The organism is Clostridium sp. AM28-20LB, from assembly GCF_003480665.1.
Taxonomy (GTDB): Bacteria; Bacillota; Clostridia; order Lachnospirales; family Lachnospiraceae; genus Otoolea; species Otoolea fessa.
Map to the genome: position 1 here is coordinate 895,327 of NZ_QUJN01000001.1, position 17,661 is coordinate 912,987.

General features: G+C 49.9%; 17 protein-coding genes. 1 reads left to right on the forward strand and 16 read right to left on the reverse strand.

The annotated features are described in order from the left end of the window. Window positions 1-22: 22 nt before the first annotated feature. From DW739_RS14845 to DW739_RS04035, 16 genes are all read right to left on the reverse strand, one after another. Complete coding sequence (locus DW739_RS14845) at window positions 23-190, reverse strand: hypothetical protein (protein WP_182427927.1); 168 nt, start codon at window positions 188-190, stop codon at window positions 23-25. Continuing rightward, window positions 187-957: an MFS transporter gene (locus DW739_RS03965; RefSeq protein ID WP_207665574.1), complete on the reverse strand. Its 771-nt coding sequence runs from the start codon at window positions 955-957 to the stop codon at window positions 187-189. Before DW739_RS03965 ends, DW739_RS14845 begins: the two co-directional genes overlap by 4 nt. Window positions 958-1,275: 318 nt before the next feature. Continuing rightward, window positions 1,276-2,943 carry a DNA repair protein RecN gene (gene recN / locus DW739_RS03970; protein ID WP_118626925.1) on the reverse strand — a complete coding sequence of 556 codons (1,668 nt, stop codon included), beginning with the start codon at window positions 2,941-2,943 and terminating at the stop codon, window positions 1,276-1,278. Window positions 2,944-3,002: 59 nt separating this feature from the next. Beyond that, the gene (gene argR, locus DW739_RS03975) at window positions 3,003-3,452 is read right to left on the reverse strand and encodes an arginine repressor (protein ID WP_022359930.1); all 450 of its coding nucleotides are present in this window, start codon (window positions 3,450-3,452) and stop codon (window positions 3,003-3,005) included. A gap of 14 nt (window positions 3,453-3,466) precedes the next feature. Further along, complete coding sequence (locus tag DW739_RS03980; RefSeq protein WP_022359931.1) at window positions 3,467-4,336, reverse strand: NAD(+)/NADH kinase; 870 nt, start codon at window positions 4,334-4,336, stop codon at window positions 3,467-3,469. Further along, on the reverse strand, window positions 4,333-5,181 hold the full coding sequence (locus tag DW739_RS03985; RefSeq protein WP_107000291.1) for a TlyA family RNA methyltransferase: 849 nt from the start codon (window positions 5,179-5,181) through the stop codon (window positions 4,333-4,335). The genes DW739_RS03980 and DW739_RS03985 overlap by 4 nt, the downstream gene beginning before the upstream one ends. Before the next feature lie 42 nt (window positions 5,182-5,223). Beyond that, window positions 5,224-7,104: a 1-deoxy-D-xylulose-5-phosphate synthase gene (dxs, locus tag DW739_RS03990; RefSeq protein ID WP_118651340.1), complete on the reverse strand. Its 1,881-nt coding sequence runs from the start codon at window positions 7,102-7,104 to the stop codon at window positions 5,224-5,226. Window positions 7,105-7,165: 61 nt separating this feature from the next. Beyond that, window positions 7,166-8,056 carry a polyprenyl synthetase family protein gene (locus tag DW739_RS03995; RefSeq protein ID WP_022359934.1) on the reverse strand — a complete coding sequence of 297 codons (891 nt, stop codon included), beginning with the start codon at window positions 8,054-8,056 and terminating at the stop codon, window positions 7,166-7,168. 5 nt (window positions 8,057-8,061) lie between these two features. Next, a complete protein-coding gene (gene xseB / locus DW739_RS04000; protein WP_107000293.1) occupies window positions 8,062-8,271 on the reverse strand; it encodes an exodeoxyribonuclease VII small subunit in 210 nt (69 codons plus the stop codon). Window positions 8,272-8,380: 109 nt separating this feature from the next. Next, window positions 8,381-9,592 carry an exodeoxyribonuclease VII large subunit gene (xseA, locus tag DW739_RS04005; protein ID WP_118742664.1) on the reverse strand — a complete coding sequence of 404 codons (1,212 nt, stop codon included), beginning with the start codon at window positions 9,590-9,592 and terminating at the stop codon, window positions 8,381-8,383. Between the two features lie 3 nt (window positions 9,593-9,595). Next, the gene (gene nusB, locus DW739_RS04010; protein WP_107000295.1) at window positions 9,596-10,039 is read right to left on the reverse strand and encodes a transcription antitermination factor NusB; all 444 of its coding nucleotides are present in this window, start codon (window positions 10,037-10,039) and stop codon (window positions 9,596-9,598) included. 429 nt (window positions 10,040-10,468) lie between these two features. Beyond that, on the reverse strand, window positions 10,469-11,923 hold the full coding sequence (gene guaB, locus DW739_RS04015; RefSeq protein WP_022359938.1) for an IMP dehydrogenase: 1,455 nt from the start codon (window positions 11,921-11,923) through the stop codon (window positions 10,469-10,471). Window positions 11,924-12,304: 381 nt separating this feature from the next. Then, complete coding sequence (gene groL / locus DW739_RS04020) at window positions 12,305-13,930, reverse strand: chaperonin GroEL (protein ID WP_022359939.1); 1,626 nt, start codon at window positions 13,928-13,930, stop codon at window positions 12,305-12,307. Between the two features lie 74 nt (window positions 13,931-14,004). After that, entirely contained in the window at window positions 14,005-14,289 is a 285-nt protein-coding gene (locus DW739_RS04025; RefSeq protein WP_022359940.1) for a co-chaperone GroES, read from the reverse strand. Between the two features lie 184 nt (window positions 14,290-14,473). Next, window positions 14,474-14,830, reverse strand: a complete 357-nt coding sequence (locus tag DW739_RS04030; protein WP_107000297.1) for an Hpt domain-containing protein — start codon at window positions 14,828-14,830, stop codon at window positions 14,474-14,476. Window positions 14,831-14,842: 12 nt separating this feature from the next. Further along, window positions 14,843-16,957, reverse strand: coding sequence for a diguanylate cyclase (locus DW739_RS04035; protein ID WP_333490942.1), 2,115 nt, complete (start codon window positions 16,955-16,957; stop codon window positions 14,843-14,845). Between the two features lie 240 nt (window positions 16,958-17,197). On the opposite strand from DW739_RS04035, the gene DW739_RS04040 reads away from it, so the two are divergent. Then, complete coding sequence (locus tag DW739_RS04040; protein WP_107000298.1) at window positions 17,198-17,656, forward strand: hypothetical protein; 459 nt, start codon at window positions 17,198-17,200, stop codon at window positions 17,654-17,656. The last annotated feature ends 5 nt before the right edge of the window (window positions 17,657-17,661 follow it).

The window sequence follows — 17,661 nt, forward strand, 5'->3', positions numbered from 1 at the left end:
CCTGCTCATCATAATCGATCTTCTAAAGCCACACAAGCCCCTTTTCGTCCGCATAGTATTTTGTCTCATAATAAGGTCTCCAGAGCAGATGATAGGCAAAATGGGATTCTGCACAGTCCGTCGGGCGCAGCGAAAAATACGGCTGCAGACCAATCAGCTTCTCCGGTGTCAATGGTTCAAATTTTATCATGCGTTGCTCTCCTCCCCTGCATCTACTTTCTCACCAAAGAGGAAGAAAAGTACAGCTGCGGCAAAAATCACGCCGCCCGCGATCGTCAGTCCCACTGTCACTCCATTGACATAGATAATGCCGAAAATAAAAGAACCAAATACCTGTGACATGTTTTCAAACAGGCTGTAAACCCCCATCGCTTTATCGTACCCATACGCCTGTACTTCCTTCATATCTGTATAGTATGTAGACTGCGCCGGAAGTCCATAGCTGTCGGAAGCTCCTAAAAGGACCAGAAGTACCATCAAAGTCGAGATTCCCGGCCAGACTGCGTAAATCAAAAATGCCCCCGCATAGAGTACCGCTGCCAGCGCCAGAGAACCCTTCTGCCCCAGCCTGCGCGTCAGCTGTTTCGTCAGGAAGCCGCCCAGACAGATGATGCATACACCGTTCAGCAGATATGAATATCCGATATTGGTCTCTGAAATTCCTAAGTTTTCACCCAGCAGCGGGTATAGGTAGGCAAGAAAATAGCCGCCTGCAACCACCGGAATCACAATTCCGATAAAATACAAAAGCACATGGGGCGAAAGCAGAAATCTCGCCGTAGACATACCGCTTCCCAAAGCCTGCGTTTTCTGACAGATTCGTTCCAGCCATGTAATCCATTCATCCACTGTCTTTAACTCCTGATCCAATTCAAGACAGATAGATGCATTTCCTGTGACCAGATCCTTCAACCATGTTTTTCCATATTCGGTCGGAATATCCACATAAACGGGCATTCCATCCGTATTATAAATACATGTTTTTGCTTTTTGAAATGTCTTTGTTCCAGTTAAGATTTCTGCCGTTCTTATGTTTATCCCTCCCCTCATATGACTTTTTCTTATTTCATAAAAAATTGCGTCCTATGGAACAAAAACTCAAATTTGCTATTTTTATCCCCAATACTTTCTATTTTAACTTTATCATATATGCATCTATTCCAAAACCACTTCGACGCAAACGGTCAAACTTCGACCTAATTGGTATCTGGGGATCAAAAAAATGCCGCCTTACGCGACATTTTTCTGAATCCGAATCTTATATTTAATTTATAATCACACCTCCAGCTTCCGCTTCTTTGCCAGCTTCTTCATCTCCTCCGCATTCTGCCGCACGGTCTCGGTGATCTCCGCGCCGCCCAGCAGTCTCGCAAGCTCGTCCACCATCGCCTCGCGGTCTAAAGCGCGGATGGAGGTTGCCGTCCGTCCATCGGACGCGGATTTGCGGATCTCGAAGTGCTGGTCCGCCATCGCTGCGATCTGCGGCAGGTGCGTGATGCAGATGACCTGACGGCATTTGGAGAGGATCCGCAGCTTCTCCGATACCATCTGTGCAGTCCGTCCGCTGATACCGGTGTCAATCTCATCAAAAATCAACGTTGGAACCTGATCGGTCTCCGCCAGCACCGTCTTGATTGCCAGCATGATACGCGACAGCTCACCGCCGGACGCCACCATACCGAGCGGCCGAACCGGTTCGCCCGGATTCGTGGAAATCAGGAATTCCGGCTCGTCGATACCGCCCGCTGTGAAATGATCCAGCCTCCTAAACTCCATCTCAAACTGCACATCAAGGAAATTCAGTTCCCGAAGCCCGTCTGCGATCTTCTCCACCAGTTCCCCGGCAAACTGCTTACGCGCTGCTGACAATGCCTCGGAATGTTCTTTCAGTACTGCTTCCGCCTGTTCCAGTTCTTTTTCCGCCTGTTCCCGAAGTTCATCGTAATTCTCCAGTTCCTGCAGTCGCGCTTTCTTTTCTTCCAACGCCTGAAGTACCTCCGGAATCGTCTTCCCATACTTGGTTTCCAGGCTCCGGATCAGGTCAAGCCGCTCCTGTGTCTCCTGAAATGCCGCTTCGTCAAAGGTCATATCGTCCATATATCCGGCAATCTCCCTGGAAAGATCTGAAAGAAGGGAATCTACATCGCACAGCTCGTCACGGATCCCCTTCAATCCCTCGTCAAATGCCATCGCACCATCGATCTCACGGAACGCCCGCGACACCGCATCGCCGGACACCGCGTCATATGCCTGTGAAAGACTCTCAGCGATCCGTCTGGCATTGGAAAACCGCTTAAAATCGGCTGCCACCTTTTCCTCTTCGCCATCCTTTAACGCGGCATTTTCAATCTCCTCGATCTCAAACCGGCAGAAATCCATCTCCCGCAGTCTCGTCTCCTGATCGGATGCAAATGCGGCACATTTCTGTTTTAACTGCATATACAAGCGATAGGCAGCTTCCGTATTCTGTTTGAATGGGAGAAGTTTCTCCCCGCCATACGCATCGAGGATTTCCAGATGTTTTGACGCATTCACCAGCGACTGGTGTTCATGCTGTCCGTGCAGATCGATCAGAAGACCCGTGATCTCCCGCAGCCTTGCAGCCGTTACCGTCTCGTCGTTGATGCGGCTGATGCTCCGGGTCGGTGTGATTTTCTTAGAAATGATTAAAATTCCCTCTTCATCAGGGTAAACATCGTGTTCCTTCAGCTGCTCGCGCTTTCTCTCATCATCGATGGAGAAAACCAGTTCAATGTAGGCGCTGTCGCAGCCCCGGCGTATCATCTCTTTCGGTGCTTTTCCGCCCAGCGCGATCTGGACCGAACCGATGATGATCGATTTTCCGGCTCCCGTCTCACCGGTCAGAATGTTGAGTCCGTCCCCGAACTCCACCTCCGCCGAATCGATCAGAGCCAGATTTTTCACTCGTAAATGATAAAGCATCCGCTTTCCGTTCCTCCTTATCAGCGGTTCCCGCAAAAAATGCGTGAACCCACCTTACCTCATCCCGCAATCAGCTTGCGGATCTTGTCCATCAGCACGATCGTATCGTCCACCGTACGGACTGCGCACATGACCGTATCGTCCCCGGCGATGCAGCCGACAATCTCTGAAAAATGGATGGCATCGAGCGCTGCCGCGACTGCCATCGCCATGCCTGACACCGTCTTGATGACAAGGATGTTCTGCGCCATATCCATGGAAACGAAGCTATCGTGCAGAATACGGGTATATTTATCATTGAACGCCGTCTGAGGATGGAAAACCGCATATTTCTGTCCGCCGTTTTCTGTCTGGATCTTAGACAGCTTTAACTCCCGGATATCCCTGGAAACCGTTGCCTGCGTGACATTGTATCCCTCTTTATTCAGATATTCCGCCAGCTCTTCCTGCGTTTCAATCTCATATTTTCCAATCAATTCCACAATCTTGCTGTGACGTTCCATTTTCATGGCTCTGACTCCTTTTATATCTGTTTCATTTTGTTCCGTATATTTTCCAAAAATGGCACCTGTTTGAGCTGAATCAATGTCGTCTCGATCTCTGATTTTGCTATCTCGATTGTATCACCCGGCTCAATATCAACCACCGTATCGCCGTCAAAGCTCAGCGAAACCTTCGTCCGCCCGGTCGTCTGAATCCGCAGGCTCAAATGGTTATCCGGCGGCAGAACGATGCTGCGCGAATTGAGTGAATGCGGGCAGAGCGGTGTCAATACCATCAGATCCGCCTCCGGCGCCACGATCGGACCGCCCGCTGACAGGTTGTATGCCGTCGAACCGGTCGGGGTCGCAACCACCATGCCATCCGCCGAATACTCGTTAAACAGCTGTCCATTGACAGCCAGCTCAAACCGGAACGCATCGATTCCCATACGGTTCAGGACGATATCATTCAACGCGATATCCTCCATGACGACCTTCCCGCCTGAAATCACGCACCCCTTGAGCATCATCCGGCTTTCCAGACGATAGTGATCTTCCATCAGATCCCGCATGGCAGGCAGAATGTCCTCCTCATGCCCGATCTGCGTCAGATACCCCAGATGCCCCATATTGATGCCAAACAGTGGAATCTTCCGTCCCGCCAGATCACGCGCCGCCTGAATCAGCGTTCCATCACCGCCCAGACAAATCACACAATCTGTATCCTCCGGCACCGTCCGGCGATCGGTATAGCGGTATGCCGCAGCCACTTCTGCGTCCCTGCGAAGTCCATCATGGCGATCCAGACGAATGCAGCGGCAGCCCTGTTCCGCAAAAAAGCTGCAAATCAGACCGGCTGCCTCCTCTACGCGCGGCTTTTCGCGGTTTACAATCAGATAGAAATTTCTCATGTTTTGTCTAACTCCCTGTGAGCTTCCTCAACAACCTGTTCCGGTGAAACCGGACACTCTTTTTCCGCTTTTGCAAGTGCTTCCTCACCAGTCACAGTTTCCTCCGATGCCTGCTCCGGTTTATGCAGGTACAGGAGGTACTCGATATTTCCCTCCGGTCCCTTGATCGGGGAAAATTCCAGATTCCGAATTTCAAAACCGATCTCTGCCGCATATGCCATCACCATCTGAATGACCTCCAGATGCGTGCTCTTCTCGCGGACAACGCCCTTCTTTCCGACTTTCTCACGTCCCGCCTCGAACTGCGGCTTGATCAGTGCAACCACCTCGCCGCCCGGGCTTAAAATCTCCTTGACCGGACCTAAAACCTTCGTCAGGGAAATAAAGGAAACGTCGATCGAAGAGAAATCTACCGGCTCGCCGATATCCTCCGGTGTCACATAACGGATGTTTGTCTTCTCCATGCAGACCACACGCGGATCATTGCGAAGTTTCCACGCCAGCTGTCCATGTCCTACATCGACCGAAAACACCTTGACCGCACCATTCTGCAGCATACAGTCGGTAAATCCGCCTGTGGACGCGCCGACATCCATACAGACCTTTTGATCCAGCGTCACTCCGAAATGCGTCATCGCCTTCTCCAGTTTCAGACCTCCGCGGCTCACATATTTTAAGGTAGATCCACGTACCTCGATCTTCGCATTTTCATCGAAGGTCGTACCCGCCTTGTCTTCTTTCTGATCTTCTACATATACAATCCCGGACATGATGATCGCTTTCGCCTTCTCACGGGATTCTGCCAGACCTCTCTTGACGAGAAGTACATCTAACCGTTCTTTCATTCTATGTTCTTCCTTCCGCTGCTGCCACTCTTTTGTTTCCCATCATGCTTCCGCGTCAGTCTCCAGCACACCTTCACGTTTCAGCTGCGCCAGAATCGAATCACTGTCAATTCCCAGCTCATTCCGGAGCACCGACACATTTCCGTGTTCGACGTAGGCATCCGGCAGCGCTATATTAACTACCTTGATCTGCGGATAATGCTTCTGTACATAATCCGTCACCCGCTCGCCGTAACCGCCGCGCAGGACATTTTCCTCCAGTGTCACGATCGTATGGTGCGTTCCTGCCAGATGGTCGATCACGTCGGTATCCATCGGTTTCACAAACCGCCCGTTGACCAGCGTACACGGCTGCCCGGCACTCTTTAATTTCTCCCGGATATGCTCTGCCGTGCTGACCATGCTTCCGACTGCCAGAAGCGCCGTCCCTCTCTCCTCATACAACATCTCGCTGACGCCATACTCGACCGGTGCCAGAAATTCCTTCAAACCCCGGTACGCCTCGCCCCTCGGATAACGGATCGCAATCGGTCCATCGTAGGAGATGGCAAACTGCAGCATCTTTTCCAGTTCCCAGCGGTTTTTCGGCGCCATCACGCTCATATTCGGCACAGAGGAGAGGAATGTCAGATCAAAAATACCCTGATGCGTCTCCCCATCGCTTCCGACCAGTCCCGCGCGATCCACGCAGAACACAACCGGAAGATTCTGGATACAGACATCGTGAATGACCTGATCATATGCCCTCTGTAAAAAGGACGAATACACCGCCACCACCGGTTTCAGACCGGCTGCCGCCATACCCGCCGCCGAGGTAACCGCGTGTTCCTCCGCGATTCCCACATCGAAAAAGCGGTCCGGATATTCTTTCGAGAACCGTTTGAGCCCCGTTCCATCCGGCATCGCCGCCGTCACCGCCACAATCTTCGGATTTTCCGCTGCCAGACGGCAGATTTCTCTGGAAAATACATCTGTATAGCCCGGATGTTCCTTTTTCCGGAGCGGTTTTCCCGTTTCAATATCAAATGGTTCAACTCCGTGAAATGCCGACGGATTCTTCTCCGCCGGACGGTATCCCTTGCCCTTTTTCGTAATCACATGGATCAGCACCGCGCGGTTGATCTTTTTCGCCTCGCTGAAAATACGGATCAACCCCTTAATATCATGTCCATCCACCGGTCCCAGATACGTGATTCCCATATTTTCAAACCACATGCCCGGAATCAGAAGCTGCTTGATGCTGTTCTTTGTCCGGAGCAGCGTGCCGACCAGATCCGAACCGATCATCGGGATCCGCGATAACGTGCCCGCCACATTCTTCTTCAACAGATTGTAGCCCTCATCTGCACGAAGATTATTCAGATACCGCGACATACCGCCGACATTTTCCGAAATGGACATATTATTATCATTTAAAACAATAATAAAATTCGTCTTGAGCCGTCCCGCATTGTTGAGCGCCTCATACGCCATGCCGCCGGTCAGCGCGCCGTCCCCGATGACGGAAACGATCGAATAATCCTCGCCCAGCAGATCGCGCCCCTGTGCCATACCAAGCCCCGCCGAAATCGAAGTCGAGCTGTGTCCCGTGTCGAACGCATCAAACGGGCTTTCCTTCCGCTTCGGGAAACCGCTGAGTCCCCCATACTGGCGCAGCCCATCAAAATTATCCTTCCGCCCGCTTAAAATCTTGTGCGTATAGGACTGGTGCCCTACATCCCAGATAATCTTATCCTTCGGAAGATTCAGCGCGCAGAACATTGCAATCGTCAGTTCCACCACACCTAAATTGGACGCCAAATGACCGCCTGTCCGGCTTGTCGTCTCGATCAGAAACTCGCGGATTTCCGCCGCCAGCTCCTTGCGTTCTTCCTCGCTCAACCGTTTTACATCCTCCGGTCCTTTTATCGTATCTAATACCATTCTTTCATCCCCCAAACCGTTTTCCACATCCGCTGTCGTCCCCGGTCTTCGATTGGATTTTTTATTTTTCACGGCTGACCAGCATCTCGATCAGCTCTTCGAGGAATTCATTCTTTCCAGGCAGGGAATAGAGGATATCAACCGCCGTCTCCGAAAGCTGTTTGACATCATGCTTCGATTTCTCGATTCCCTCCAATGTCACATAAGTGGTTTTATTGTTTTTCTCATCGCTCAGAACCGGTTTTCCAAGCACCTCCTGGCTGCTGGTAACGTCGAGAATATCATCCTGGATCTGGAACGCCAGACCGATCGCCGCCGCCATACGCTCTACTGTCCCGCACTCAGCTTCGCTCGCGCCCGCCATCACGGCTCCGATCACCATCGACGCCTCCAAAAGTGCTCCCGTCTTTAAACGGTAGATAAAATCCAGCTTATCCTTCGGAATCGGCTGATTCGTCAGTTCCACATCCACCGTCTGACCGCCGATCATGCCGTAAATACCCGTTTTTTCGGATAAAATCTGGATACAGTGTCCCACCTTTGCCGCATCCGGCGTCATCGCAAATGCCTTTGCCGCCGTCTCGATCGCGTAGATCAGAAGGGCATCTCCCGCCAGAACTGCCATATCATACCCATATGCAACCCAGGTCGTCTTTTTTCCACGGCGGTACTCGTCATTGTCCATACATGGAAGATCGTCATGAATCAGGGAAGATGTATGAATCATCTCGATCGCCGCCATCAGCGGCTCAATCTCTTTTCCCTGACCGCCAAACAGACGGTATACCTCACGCATCAGAATCGGACGAAGGCGTTTGCCGCCTGCCTTCACACTGTAATTCATCGCTTCAAAGATCGTTTTCTGATGCCCTTCCTCTGCCGGAAGATAAGAATATACAATCTCTTCCGCTTCCTTGACTGCCTGTGCCAGCCGTTCCTTTGCATTTTCCATCTCTGTCACGCCTCCGTCTCCTCGCCGTTTACGACCATAATCTGTTTTTCAACCTTATCTATCTTTTCACTGCAGGCGCGGACCAGACGCATTCCCGCCTCATAGGACGCAAACGATTCTTCCAGCGTGCTGCGGCTGTCCTCCAGCGTCCGCATAATGCCATCCAGACGGTCAAACATTTCCTCGATCGAAAGTTCTTCCTTATTTTCTTCCATCGATCCTGCCTCCTGTTTTATCTAATATACTCTCGGAATCTTTCCTGAAAGAAAACGTGTTCTCAAATCTCTCTGTTATGATTCACACGCAACACAATGAACCACTTTTTTACCCAGGCAGGTTTTCCTGATAAACCTCCCGGATCTCCGCCTCCACGCGTCCATCCGGCAGACGGACGGTCAGCGTATCCCCAGCTTGCAATCCTGTCACTGTCTCCACACGTTTTCCATCTGCATCCGTCACGAACCCATATCCGCCGCTTATCTTTTTTAACGGGGAGAGACCATCCATCCGGCTGCACACCAGTTCCAGACGATGGCGCAGATCGGACACCTTTTTCTCCATCTGGCGCGCCATCTTAACTCTCGCATCTTCCAGATACTGCCGTCTCTCATTTAACTGGCTCTGCGGACTGTGGAGATGCAGGCGCAGACGAAACTGCTCCAGACGATAGGCATACTGCTCCGCCTTCTGCTCCATCCGCTTCGTCATCTGCTGTGCCGCCGCAATGCACTGCTGCTCAAACAGGTGGTAATCAAAAACCGCCAGTTCTGCCGCCGCCGAAGGAGTCGGAGCACGCAGATCCGCCACATAGTCCGCGATCGTAACGTCTGTCTCATGCCCGACCGCCGAGATTACCGGCGTCCGGCACGCAAAAATCGCCCGCGCCACACTCTCCTCATTGAACGCCCACAGATCCTCAATCGAACCGCCTCCGCGCCCGACGATCAGCACATCCAGATGCAGTGCATCCAGGGTCTGGATCGCCCGCACGATACTCGGCGCTGCCCCTGCTCCCTGCACCAGTGCCGGGCAGAGGACAAGCTGCACGTAAGGGTTCCGCCGTCCCGAGATATTGATAATATCCCGGATTGCTGCGCCGGTGCTCGCCGTCACGATACCGACCGTTTTTGCATACTTTGGGATCGGCGTTTTATATTCCGGGGAAAACATTCCCATTTCTTCTAATTCATTTCTCAGTTTTTCAAAGCGCCGGAATAAATCGCCCGTGCCGTCCAGCGTGATCTCGCTGGCATAGAGCTGGTATCTTCCATCCCGCTCATACACTTCGATGCTACCTTTCACGACCACCTGCTGTCCTTCTTCCAGACGGAACGTAAGTCCCTTCCGCCTACTGGCAAACATAACTGCCTGCATCGCTCCCAGACCGTCTTTCAAGGTAAAATAAATATGACCGGACGTATGATATTTGCAGTTAGAAACCTCGCCCTTGACCGAAATCCGGTTCAGGGCAAAGTCCTGTGCGAACATATTCTTAATGTATGCATTAACCTGCGAAACCGAATATACGCCAGCCATCGCTTATACCAGCTTCGCTAAAATGCCGTTGATAAATGCCGGTGAATCATCGCCGCCGAACTTCTTCGCCAGCTCGACCGCCTCATTGATCGCTACCTTCTCCGGTACATCGTCATCGTGCTTGATCTCGTATAATGCCAGGCGCAGGATCGTCAGTTCCACCTTGCCCATACGGCGGGTAGTCCATCCCTGTGCAACCCCATCGATTGCCTTGTCAAGCTCCGGAAGCACATCCAGAATTTTCTCAACCTTGCTCTTTACGTATCCGCCGTCAAAGGTGTCTAACATCGGATTATGGATGATATCGCCGATTCCGCTCGGAACATCGTCCTCCTCTTTCGGCTCTGTAAAATATACATCCACCTGCTCCTGCATTTCATCCGTCGGGTAAAAATCCGCACAGAAAAGCAGCTTAAAGCAATGTTCTCTCAGTTCTCTTCTGGTCATACTAATCCTCCTGTTACCTGTTTCTATCCGTCTGATACGCCCGATTTGCTGCCTCGGTATCGCAAATATCCCTTTCGTAATCCGCTGCAATCGTTTTCTGAATATCCACAGTCTTTCCTGCATAATTGTTATATTTCTACTATTCTAATGTATCATTATACCGTATCCCCGGTTTTTTCACAAGAGTTTGAGAAAAAGAATCCGCCAAAGTTACTGTTCACGGGTAGGCACTTTTGGAACCGAAAGTGCCGTAAGAAAACGTAGTGGCAGCAGGAATTTGCCGTATTTAAATGCGAAGCCACGGCAAATTCCGTCACTGGGCACGTATGCGTGAACAGTAACCCGCCAAAAAAGCGGCATCCCTGCTGAAGCAGAAACGCCGCTTTTATATCGTTTACAATCTTATCGATTGCTTATGCTATCCAATTTTTATTCATCCACGCTGTAGTTCGGAGCCTCTTTTGTGATGTGGATATCATGCGGATGGCTCTCTTTTAAGGATGCTGCGGAAATCTTGATGAAACGTCCGGTCTCCTGAAGAGTCGGAATATCCGATGCGCCGCAGTAACCCATACCAGCACGCAGACCGCCGAGCATCTGGAATACGGTATCTTCTACCATTCCCTTGTATGCAACACGTCCTTCTACACCCTCCGGAACGAGTTTCTTCGCATCGCTCTGGAAGTAACGATCCTTGCTGCCGTTCTCCATCGCTGCGATGGAACCCATGCCGCGATATACTTTGTATTTTCTTCCCTGGTACAGCTCAAAAGTTCCCGGGCTCTCATCGCATCCTGCAAACATGGAACCCATCATGCAGACGCTGCCGCCTGCTGCGATCGCCTTCGTCAGATCGCCAGAATACTTGATACCGCCGTCTGCGATGATCGGAATGCCGTACTCTTTGGCAACTGCGTAGCAGTCCATAACAGCGGTGATCTGCGGAACGCCGATACCTGCTACGACACGGGTCGTACAGATGGAACCCGGTCCGATACCAACCTTGACCGCGTCAACGCCTGCCTCGATGAGAGCTTTTGTTGCCTCTCCGGTCGCTACGTTACCTGCTATTACCTGCAGATCCGGATATGCTTCCTTGATCATTCTGACACAGTGAAGAACATTCTCAGAATGTCCATGTGCAGAGTCAAGAACAACTACGTCTACTTTTGCTTTCACCAGGGCTTCCACACGATCCAGCACGTTTGCAGTGATACCTACTGCCGCGCCGCAGAGCAGACGTCCCTGTGCATCCTTTGCAGAGAACGGATACTTGATCTGTTTCTCAATATCCTTGATAGTAATAAGACCCTTGAGGTTAAAATCCTTGTCCACGATCGGAAGCTTCTCGACACGTGCCTTGGCAAGAATCTTCTTTGCCTCCGTCAGGGTGATGCCCTCCGGAGCGGTAACCAGATGCTCAGAAGTCATGCACTCTTTAATCTTCTTGGAGAAATCTTCCTCGAACTTGAGGTCACGGTTTGTGATAATACCAACCAGTTTTCTTCCCTCTGTGATCGGAACACCAGAAATCCGGAACTTGCCCATCAGCTCATCCGCATCCTTTAATGTATGCTCTGGGGATAAATAAAACGGGTCAGTGATTACACCATTCTCAGAACGTTTTACTTTATCGACCTCCTCAGCCTGCGCCTCGATCGACATGTTCTTGTGAATAATACCAATTCCACCCTGTCTTGCCATTGCAATCGCCATGCGGTGCTCTGTAACCGTATCCATGCCGGCACTCATCAGGGGGATGTTCAGCTGAATCTTCTTGGTCAGATGTGTCGTCAGGTTTACCTGATTCGGAATAACCTCAGAATAGGACGGCACAAGCAGGACATCATCAAATGTAATGCCATCGCCAATAATCTTACCCATTATATTACCCTCACTTTCGTAAATTTTAAACACTGGACATTGAAAACTGTCTGATGTTAATAATTGATTTTAGCAAGTTTTTTGAAATATGTCAACCGGAGAATAAAGGGGTTGACGATAGAATTTACTTACGCCATTTAATTAGCGCATCTTATAAATAATACCAATCAGATAAGTATTAATAATGCAGTCATCCTTAGCCTCATTTCCCTGCCAATTTTTTTACCAAAAAGGAAGGACTGCCACACCTTCGCATAGCAGTCCTTCTCTCCCCTGGCAGCTGCCTGTCAGAGATTCTTTCTATAAATTACCATTTTTATTTTCTACATTCGATACTGCATCTCTGATGTAACATCTTCCGTCATTTTCCGGCTTTCTTACTTACATCATGCCGCCCATGCCAGCGCCTGCTGCCGGACCTGCCGGTGCATCTTCTTTGATGTTGGCAACTGCGGACTCGGTTGTAAGCAGGGTAGATGCAACGCTGGTTGCGTTCTGCAGGGCACTTCTGGTTACCTTTGCCGGATCCAGGATGCCTGCTTCTACCATATCTACGTATTCCTCATTGTAAGCATCGTAACCTACGCCTACCGGGGACTCTTTTACCTTGTTGATGATAACAGAGCCTTCCAGACCTGCGTTTGCTGCGATGTGGAACAGCGGAGCTTCCAGAGCTTTCAGGACGATACGGCCGCCGGTCTTCTCGTCGCCTTCCAGTCCGTCTACTACCTTCTGAACTTCTGCTGCTGCGTGAACATATGCAGATCCGCCGCCTGCGATGATGCCTTCCTCAACAGCTGCCTTTGCTGCGGACAGGGCATCTTCCATACGCATCTTAGCTTCTTTCATCTCAGCCTCGGTCGCTGCACCAACACGGATAACGGCTACACCGCCAGCCATCTTAGCCAGTCTCTCCTGCAGTTTCTCACGGTCAAAATCAGAAGTGGTTTCCTCAATCTGAGCCTTAATCTGAGCCACACGGTCTGCGATAGCTTTCTTATCGCCGCAGCCATCTACGATGATGGTGTTCTCTTTCTGAACTTTAACGGATTTCGCACGACCAAGCTGGTCCATGGTGGTATCCTTTAATTCAAGTCCCAGTTCCTCGGAAATAACAGTACCGCCGGTCAGGATTGCAATATCCTTTAACATTTCTTTTCTTCTGTCGCCGTAACCCGGAGCCTTCACACCAACAACGGTGAAAGTACCTCTCAGCTTATTGACAATCAGGGTGGTCAGCGCCTCGCCCTCAATGTCCTCAGCGATGATGAGCAGCTTGGAACCAGACTGTACCAGCTGTTCCAGCAGCGGCAGAATCTCCTGAATGTTTGAGATCTTCTTATCGGTAATTAAGATGTACGGATCGTCCAGAACAGCTTCCATCTTCTCCATATCAGTTGCCATGTATGCAGATACATAGCCACGGTCAAACTGCATGCCTTCTACCAGATCAAGCTCGGTCTTCATAGTCTTGGACTCTTCAATGGTAATAACGCCGTCTTTGGAAACCTTCTCCATCGCGTCTGCTACCATCTGGCCTACTTCCTCATCAGCGGAAGAGATAGCAGCGACTCTTGCGATATCTGCCTGGCTCTTAACGTCCTTCTTCATGCCTTTGATTGCCTCTACGGCTGCATCTGTGGCTTTCTTCATACCCTTTCTCATGATGATCGGGTTAGCACCTGCTGCCAGGTTCTTCATACCTTCGTTGATCATCGCCTGGGCCAGGACGGTTGCGGTTGTAGTACCATCACCAGCTGCATCGTTGGTCTTGGTTGCTACTTCCTTCACCAGCTGTGCGCCCATGTTCTCAAACGGGTCTGCCAGCTCGATCTCCTTCGCAATGGTCACACCATCGTTGGTAATGAGCGGAGCGCCGAAGGATTTATCCAGAACTACGTTTCTGCCTTTCGGTCCTAATGTAACTCTTACGGTATCTGCTAACTGATTTACGCCCGCTTCCAGGGCTTTTCTGGCTTCTACGCCATATTTAATTTCCTTTGCCATGGTTATCAACCTCCATAATTTTCTTGAATAAACGTTCCGATCAGCATCTGTCTTCCAGACATCCTGCCCATCGATTAACCGATAACAGCCAGAATATCATTCTGTTTTACAATGACATATTTCTCATTGTCCAGCTCAACTTCTGTGCCTGAGTATTTCGAATAGATAACTTTATCGCCAACCTTTACCTGCATCGTGATTTCTTTTCCATCTACCACTCCGCCAGGACCAACCGCGATTACCTCTGCCTGCTGCGGTTTCTCTTTTGCCTGACCCGGAAGAACGATACCTGATTTGGTCGTCTCCTCTGCAACTAACTGCTTTAATACAACTCTGTCAAATAATGGTGTTAACTTCATTATTGGCTCCTCCTTATCCATCCAAATTTATTCCATCTGATTGCTTTTCTTTCGTAATCAGATATGTATCTTCTTCTTACGAAGTATGTTATAACACGTTCTGTTAGCACCGTCAAGTGTTGAGTGCTAAAATTTTAGTAAATTTTACGGGGAGAACTGAAATATTCCATTTCTCCCCGTTCTATTAATTGCTCTCCTCAAATGCCTTAATCGCCGCAACCGTTTTCTCATAACACTCTTTTACCGATGCAAAATCTGCCTCGTATCCGGTCAGTTCTCTGCCTCTCAGTTTTTCGGTCAGCGCTGCGCTTACCTCATAGAAAGCATCAAAGCCCAGGTTCAGACAGATTCCTTTCAGGGTATGTGCCGCGCGGAATGCTTTCTCCGCATCCTTTTCTTTTAATCCATCCTCCAGATCCTGAAAGCTGGAATCGCTCAGAAACTTGATGGCAAATTTTTCCACCAGCGCCACACCTCCAAAGCGTTTCTGAACTCCTTCAAAATCCCCGCCCATTTCTTTGTAGCATTCCTGAATTGTCATGACAGCCTCCTGTTATTTCTCTTCCTCAGTTTTCATACGGCTCAGCTCCTCGCCCGCAGTTCCATACTCTTTTTCAATCGCCTGCGTCACCGCGCCGAAAAACTTCTTCTGTGAATTGTCATAATGTTCAAATTTCTTATTTTTTCGCTCCGGATCACTCATCTCACTCCGGTATGCTGCCTCCTGCAGCTCCTTTTTAATAGGATCCTGAATCTCACACAGGCACTCAAGCAGGAGCGGGTTAAATGTACCACACTCTCCGTTGCAGATCATCTGCACCGCCTCCTCATGAGAATAAGCCTTTTTATAGACGCGCTCACTTGTCAGCGCATCATACACATCCGCCAGCGCCACCACCTGCGCTGAGATCGGGATCTCCTCCCCTTTTAGACCATCTGGATATCCTTTTCCATCATAGCGCTCATGGTGCCAACGGCAGATCTGGTACGCCACTTTCATCAGCGGCTCATCCTCATACATCTGAAGATTCGCAAGCATGTCCGCACCGATCACTGTATGTTTTTCCATGATCTTACGCTCCTCCGGCGTCAGACGACCCGGTTTATTCAAAATCTTCTCGTCAATTCCGATCTTTCCGATGTCATGCAGGGATGATGCCGTGCTGATCAGCATCCGGTTCGACCAGGACAAGGGGTATTTGTCCGTCTTCTTGACGAGCTGTTCCAGAATCATCGTCGTCAATATATTAATATTGAGTACGTGCATACCGCTCTCGCCATTTCGAAATTCCACGATCTCGCTCAGAACACTGATCAGCATCCGGCTATTCTTCTCTTTCTCAAAAACCTGGTTCGTCACCATTGCCACCAGGCGGCGCTGTTTCGCATACAATTTGATCGTATTTAAGACACGCCGGTGTACAACCTCCATATCGAACGGGCGCTTGATATAATCAGAAACTCCCCACTCATACGCCTGCTTGATGACCTCGCCCGAATCTTCGCCCGAAATCATGATAACCGGGATATCCCCGATCAGGTTGTTGCGGTTCATGTATTCCAGAACCCCGAAGCCGTTCATCCCCGGCATGACGATATCGAGAAGAATCAGGGAAATCTTCGTCTCATAACGGTTCAGCATGTCGAGACATGCTGAACCATTTTCTGCCTCCAGAATCTCGAATTCGCCTTTCAGCATTTCTGAGAGAATCATACGGTTCATCTCCGAATCGTCCACGATCAAAATGCGGTAACGACTCGCATTGCGCCGCCCGGCTACCACGATCTCCTCCGGTGTCCACTGTCCATCTTTCTCAGTCACAATCATGTTCTTGGAGGTCTTCGCCTGATACATAAATTCGTCCGCCCGGCACATCGCCTTCCCGACTGTCTCCCCGTTCGTCAGCGTACCGCCGATGCTGACTGACAATTTCAGTTGCGGATATCCTTCAACACTCATGTTGCAGATCAGATCCTGTATCCGATGCAGCTTCTCAACAAATGCCTCCAGACTGATGCCCGGCATCACAAGCAGGAATTCATCCCCGCCATAACGCACCAAGCGGTCCGTCTTACGGATACAGCTTATAATCGCCGCCGACACCGTCACCAGCACTTTATCGCCCGCCACATGCCCATATATATCATTGTAGGTCTTAAAATCATCCAGATCGAGCATCGCGATACCGGCATCCATCCGCTGCTCTTTTAACTGATCTTCAAAATATCTCCGGCTGTAGCTCCTCGTCAGTGCATCCGCATACAGCTCGCGCCTGTAGTGTGCAAATTTCTTAACGAGTGCTTCTCTTCCCTCTGCGTCAAGAAGTGTCTCATCATCCAGACAGGAAATCATCTCCACCACACAGGGAACTCCATCCACCTCCAGATACTTCGCGATGACCTGATACATCTTCAGACCGATAAATTCAAGCTTCATGCACTGTCCCTTCATCGCAAGCGCGCGCTGTGCCGCACAATTCTCACAATTCTTTCCTTTTTCCCAGAACGAATAGCATTTGCAGTCCTCGGATCGGAGTTCCCCGTTCCTCACGTCCATCTTATGGAGTAGATCTTTATCTAAAATACGTACAACCGTAAATATCCTTTCCATCTGTGCAATCATTTGTTCCAATTCCTGCGCCGTCATCTTTGTATTCAAATTCATCATTTTATTTTTATCACCACCTAGCAAATATATAATTTTATTCTACATGATTTCCGGTATGACAACAAGCATTTTTCTCATGCTTCCTGTACATAATTACCGCCCCTGTGTTACTGTTCACGCATACGTACCCCGTAACACGTGATTCACACACTTCCCGTTGTTCACAAAAGATTCCCTTTATTTTTTAGGCGTTTCGTATTACAATAAGGATATCGAATCGTATAGAGAGGAGTATCAACCATGGCAAAAAAACATTTTGGTAAATTACTGACACTGGCAGCTATCGTCGGCGCTGCAGCAGCTGGTGTTTCTTACGTCTTACAGTATAAATCATTCCACAAGGAACTGGATGAGGATTTCCACGACTTTGAAGATGATTTCGATGATTTTGACGATGCCGGCGATAAAGAAGCTTCCAAGGCTTCTGATACAGCTGCCTCCGAACGCAGCTATGTTTCCTTAAATCCGGAGAAAAAGGAAGCTCCGGCTGAGACTCCAGAGGAAACTTCTGAACATTCTGAGGAAAGCGAAAAAGCTCCGGCTGATGCAGATGTCTCTTCCGAAGAACCAGTCAAAACAGAAACCGTCCGCGCAGATGCTCCGGTTTCCGAGGACGGCGAATCTTCTTCCGAGAAAGAAGATTCCGACGCAGCCCCGGATGACAGCACAACCGTGACGGTTGAGGAAATCACAGAATAACACAG

Excerpts from the sequence above, each read along its gene's own strand:
- DW739_RS14845 (WP_182427927.1), bottom strand. The coding sequence starts at position 190 with ATGATAAAATTTGAACCATTGACACCGGAGAAGCTGATTGGTCTGCAG.
- xseA (WP_118742664.1), bottom strand. The coding sequence starts at position 9,592 with ATGGCTGGCGTATATTCGGTTTCGCAGGTTAATGCATACATTAAGAAT.
- DW739_RS03980 (WP_022359931.1), bottom strand. The coding sequence starts at position 4,336 with ATGAGAAATTTCTATCTGATTGTAAACCGCGAAAAGCCGCGCGTAGAG.
- guaB (WP_022359938.1), bottom strand. The coding sequence starts at position 11,923 with ATGGGTAAGATTATTGGCGATGGCATTACATTTGATGATGTCCTGCTT.
- xseB (WP_107000293.1), bottom strand. The coding sequence starts at position 8,271 with ATGGAAGAAAATAAGGAAGAACTTTCGATCGAGGAAATGTTTGACCGT.
- dxs (WP_118651340.1), bottom strand. The coding sequence starts at position 7,104 with ATGGTATTAGATACGATAAAAGGACCGGAGGATGTAAAACGGTTGAGC.
- recN (WP_118626925.1), bottom strand. The coding sequence starts at position 2,943 with ATGCTTTATCATTTACGAGTGAAAAATCTGGCTCTGATCGATTCGGCG.
- DW739_RS04040 (WP_107000298.1), top strand. The coding sequence starts at position 17,198 with ATGGCAAAAAAACATTTTGGTAAATTACTGACACTGGCAGCTATCGTC.
- DW739_RS04035 (WP_333490942.1), bottom strand. The coding sequence starts at position 16,957 with ATGATGAATTTGAATACAAAGATGACGGCGCAGGAATTGGAACAAATG.
- DW739_RS03985 (WP_107000291.1), bottom strand. The coding sequence starts at position 5,181 with ATGAAAGAACGGTTAGATGTACTTCTCGTCAAGAGAGGTCTGGCAGAA.
- groL (WP_022359939.1), bottom strand. The coding sequence starts at position 13,930 with ATGGCAAAGGAAATTAAATATGGCGTAGAAGCCAGAAAAGCCCTGGAA.
- DW739_RS03995 (WP_022359934.1), bottom strand. The coding sequence starts at position 8,056 with ATGGAAAATGCAAAGGAACGGCTGGCACAGGCAGTCAAGGAAGCGGAA.
- DW739_RS04025 (WP_022359940.1), bottom strand. The coding sequence starts at position 14,289 with ATGAAGTTAACACCATTATTTGACAGAGTTGTATTAAAGCAGTTAGTT.
- argR (WP_022359930.1), bottom strand. The coding sequence starts at position 3,452 with ATGAAAATGGAACGTCACAGCAAGATTGTGGAATTGATTGGAAAATAT.
- DW739_RS03965 (WP_207665574.1), bottom strand. The coding sequence starts at position 957 with ATGCCCGTTTATGTGGATATTCCGACCGAATATGGAAAAACATGGTTG.
- DW739_RS04030 (WP_107000297.1), bottom strand. The coding sequence starts at position 14,830 with ATGACAATTCAGGAATGCTACAAAGAAATGGGCGGGGATTTTGAAGGA.
- nusB (WP_107000295.1), bottom strand. The coding sequence starts at position 10,039 with ATGACCAGAAGAGAACTGAGAGAACATTGCTTTAAGCTGCTTTTCTGT.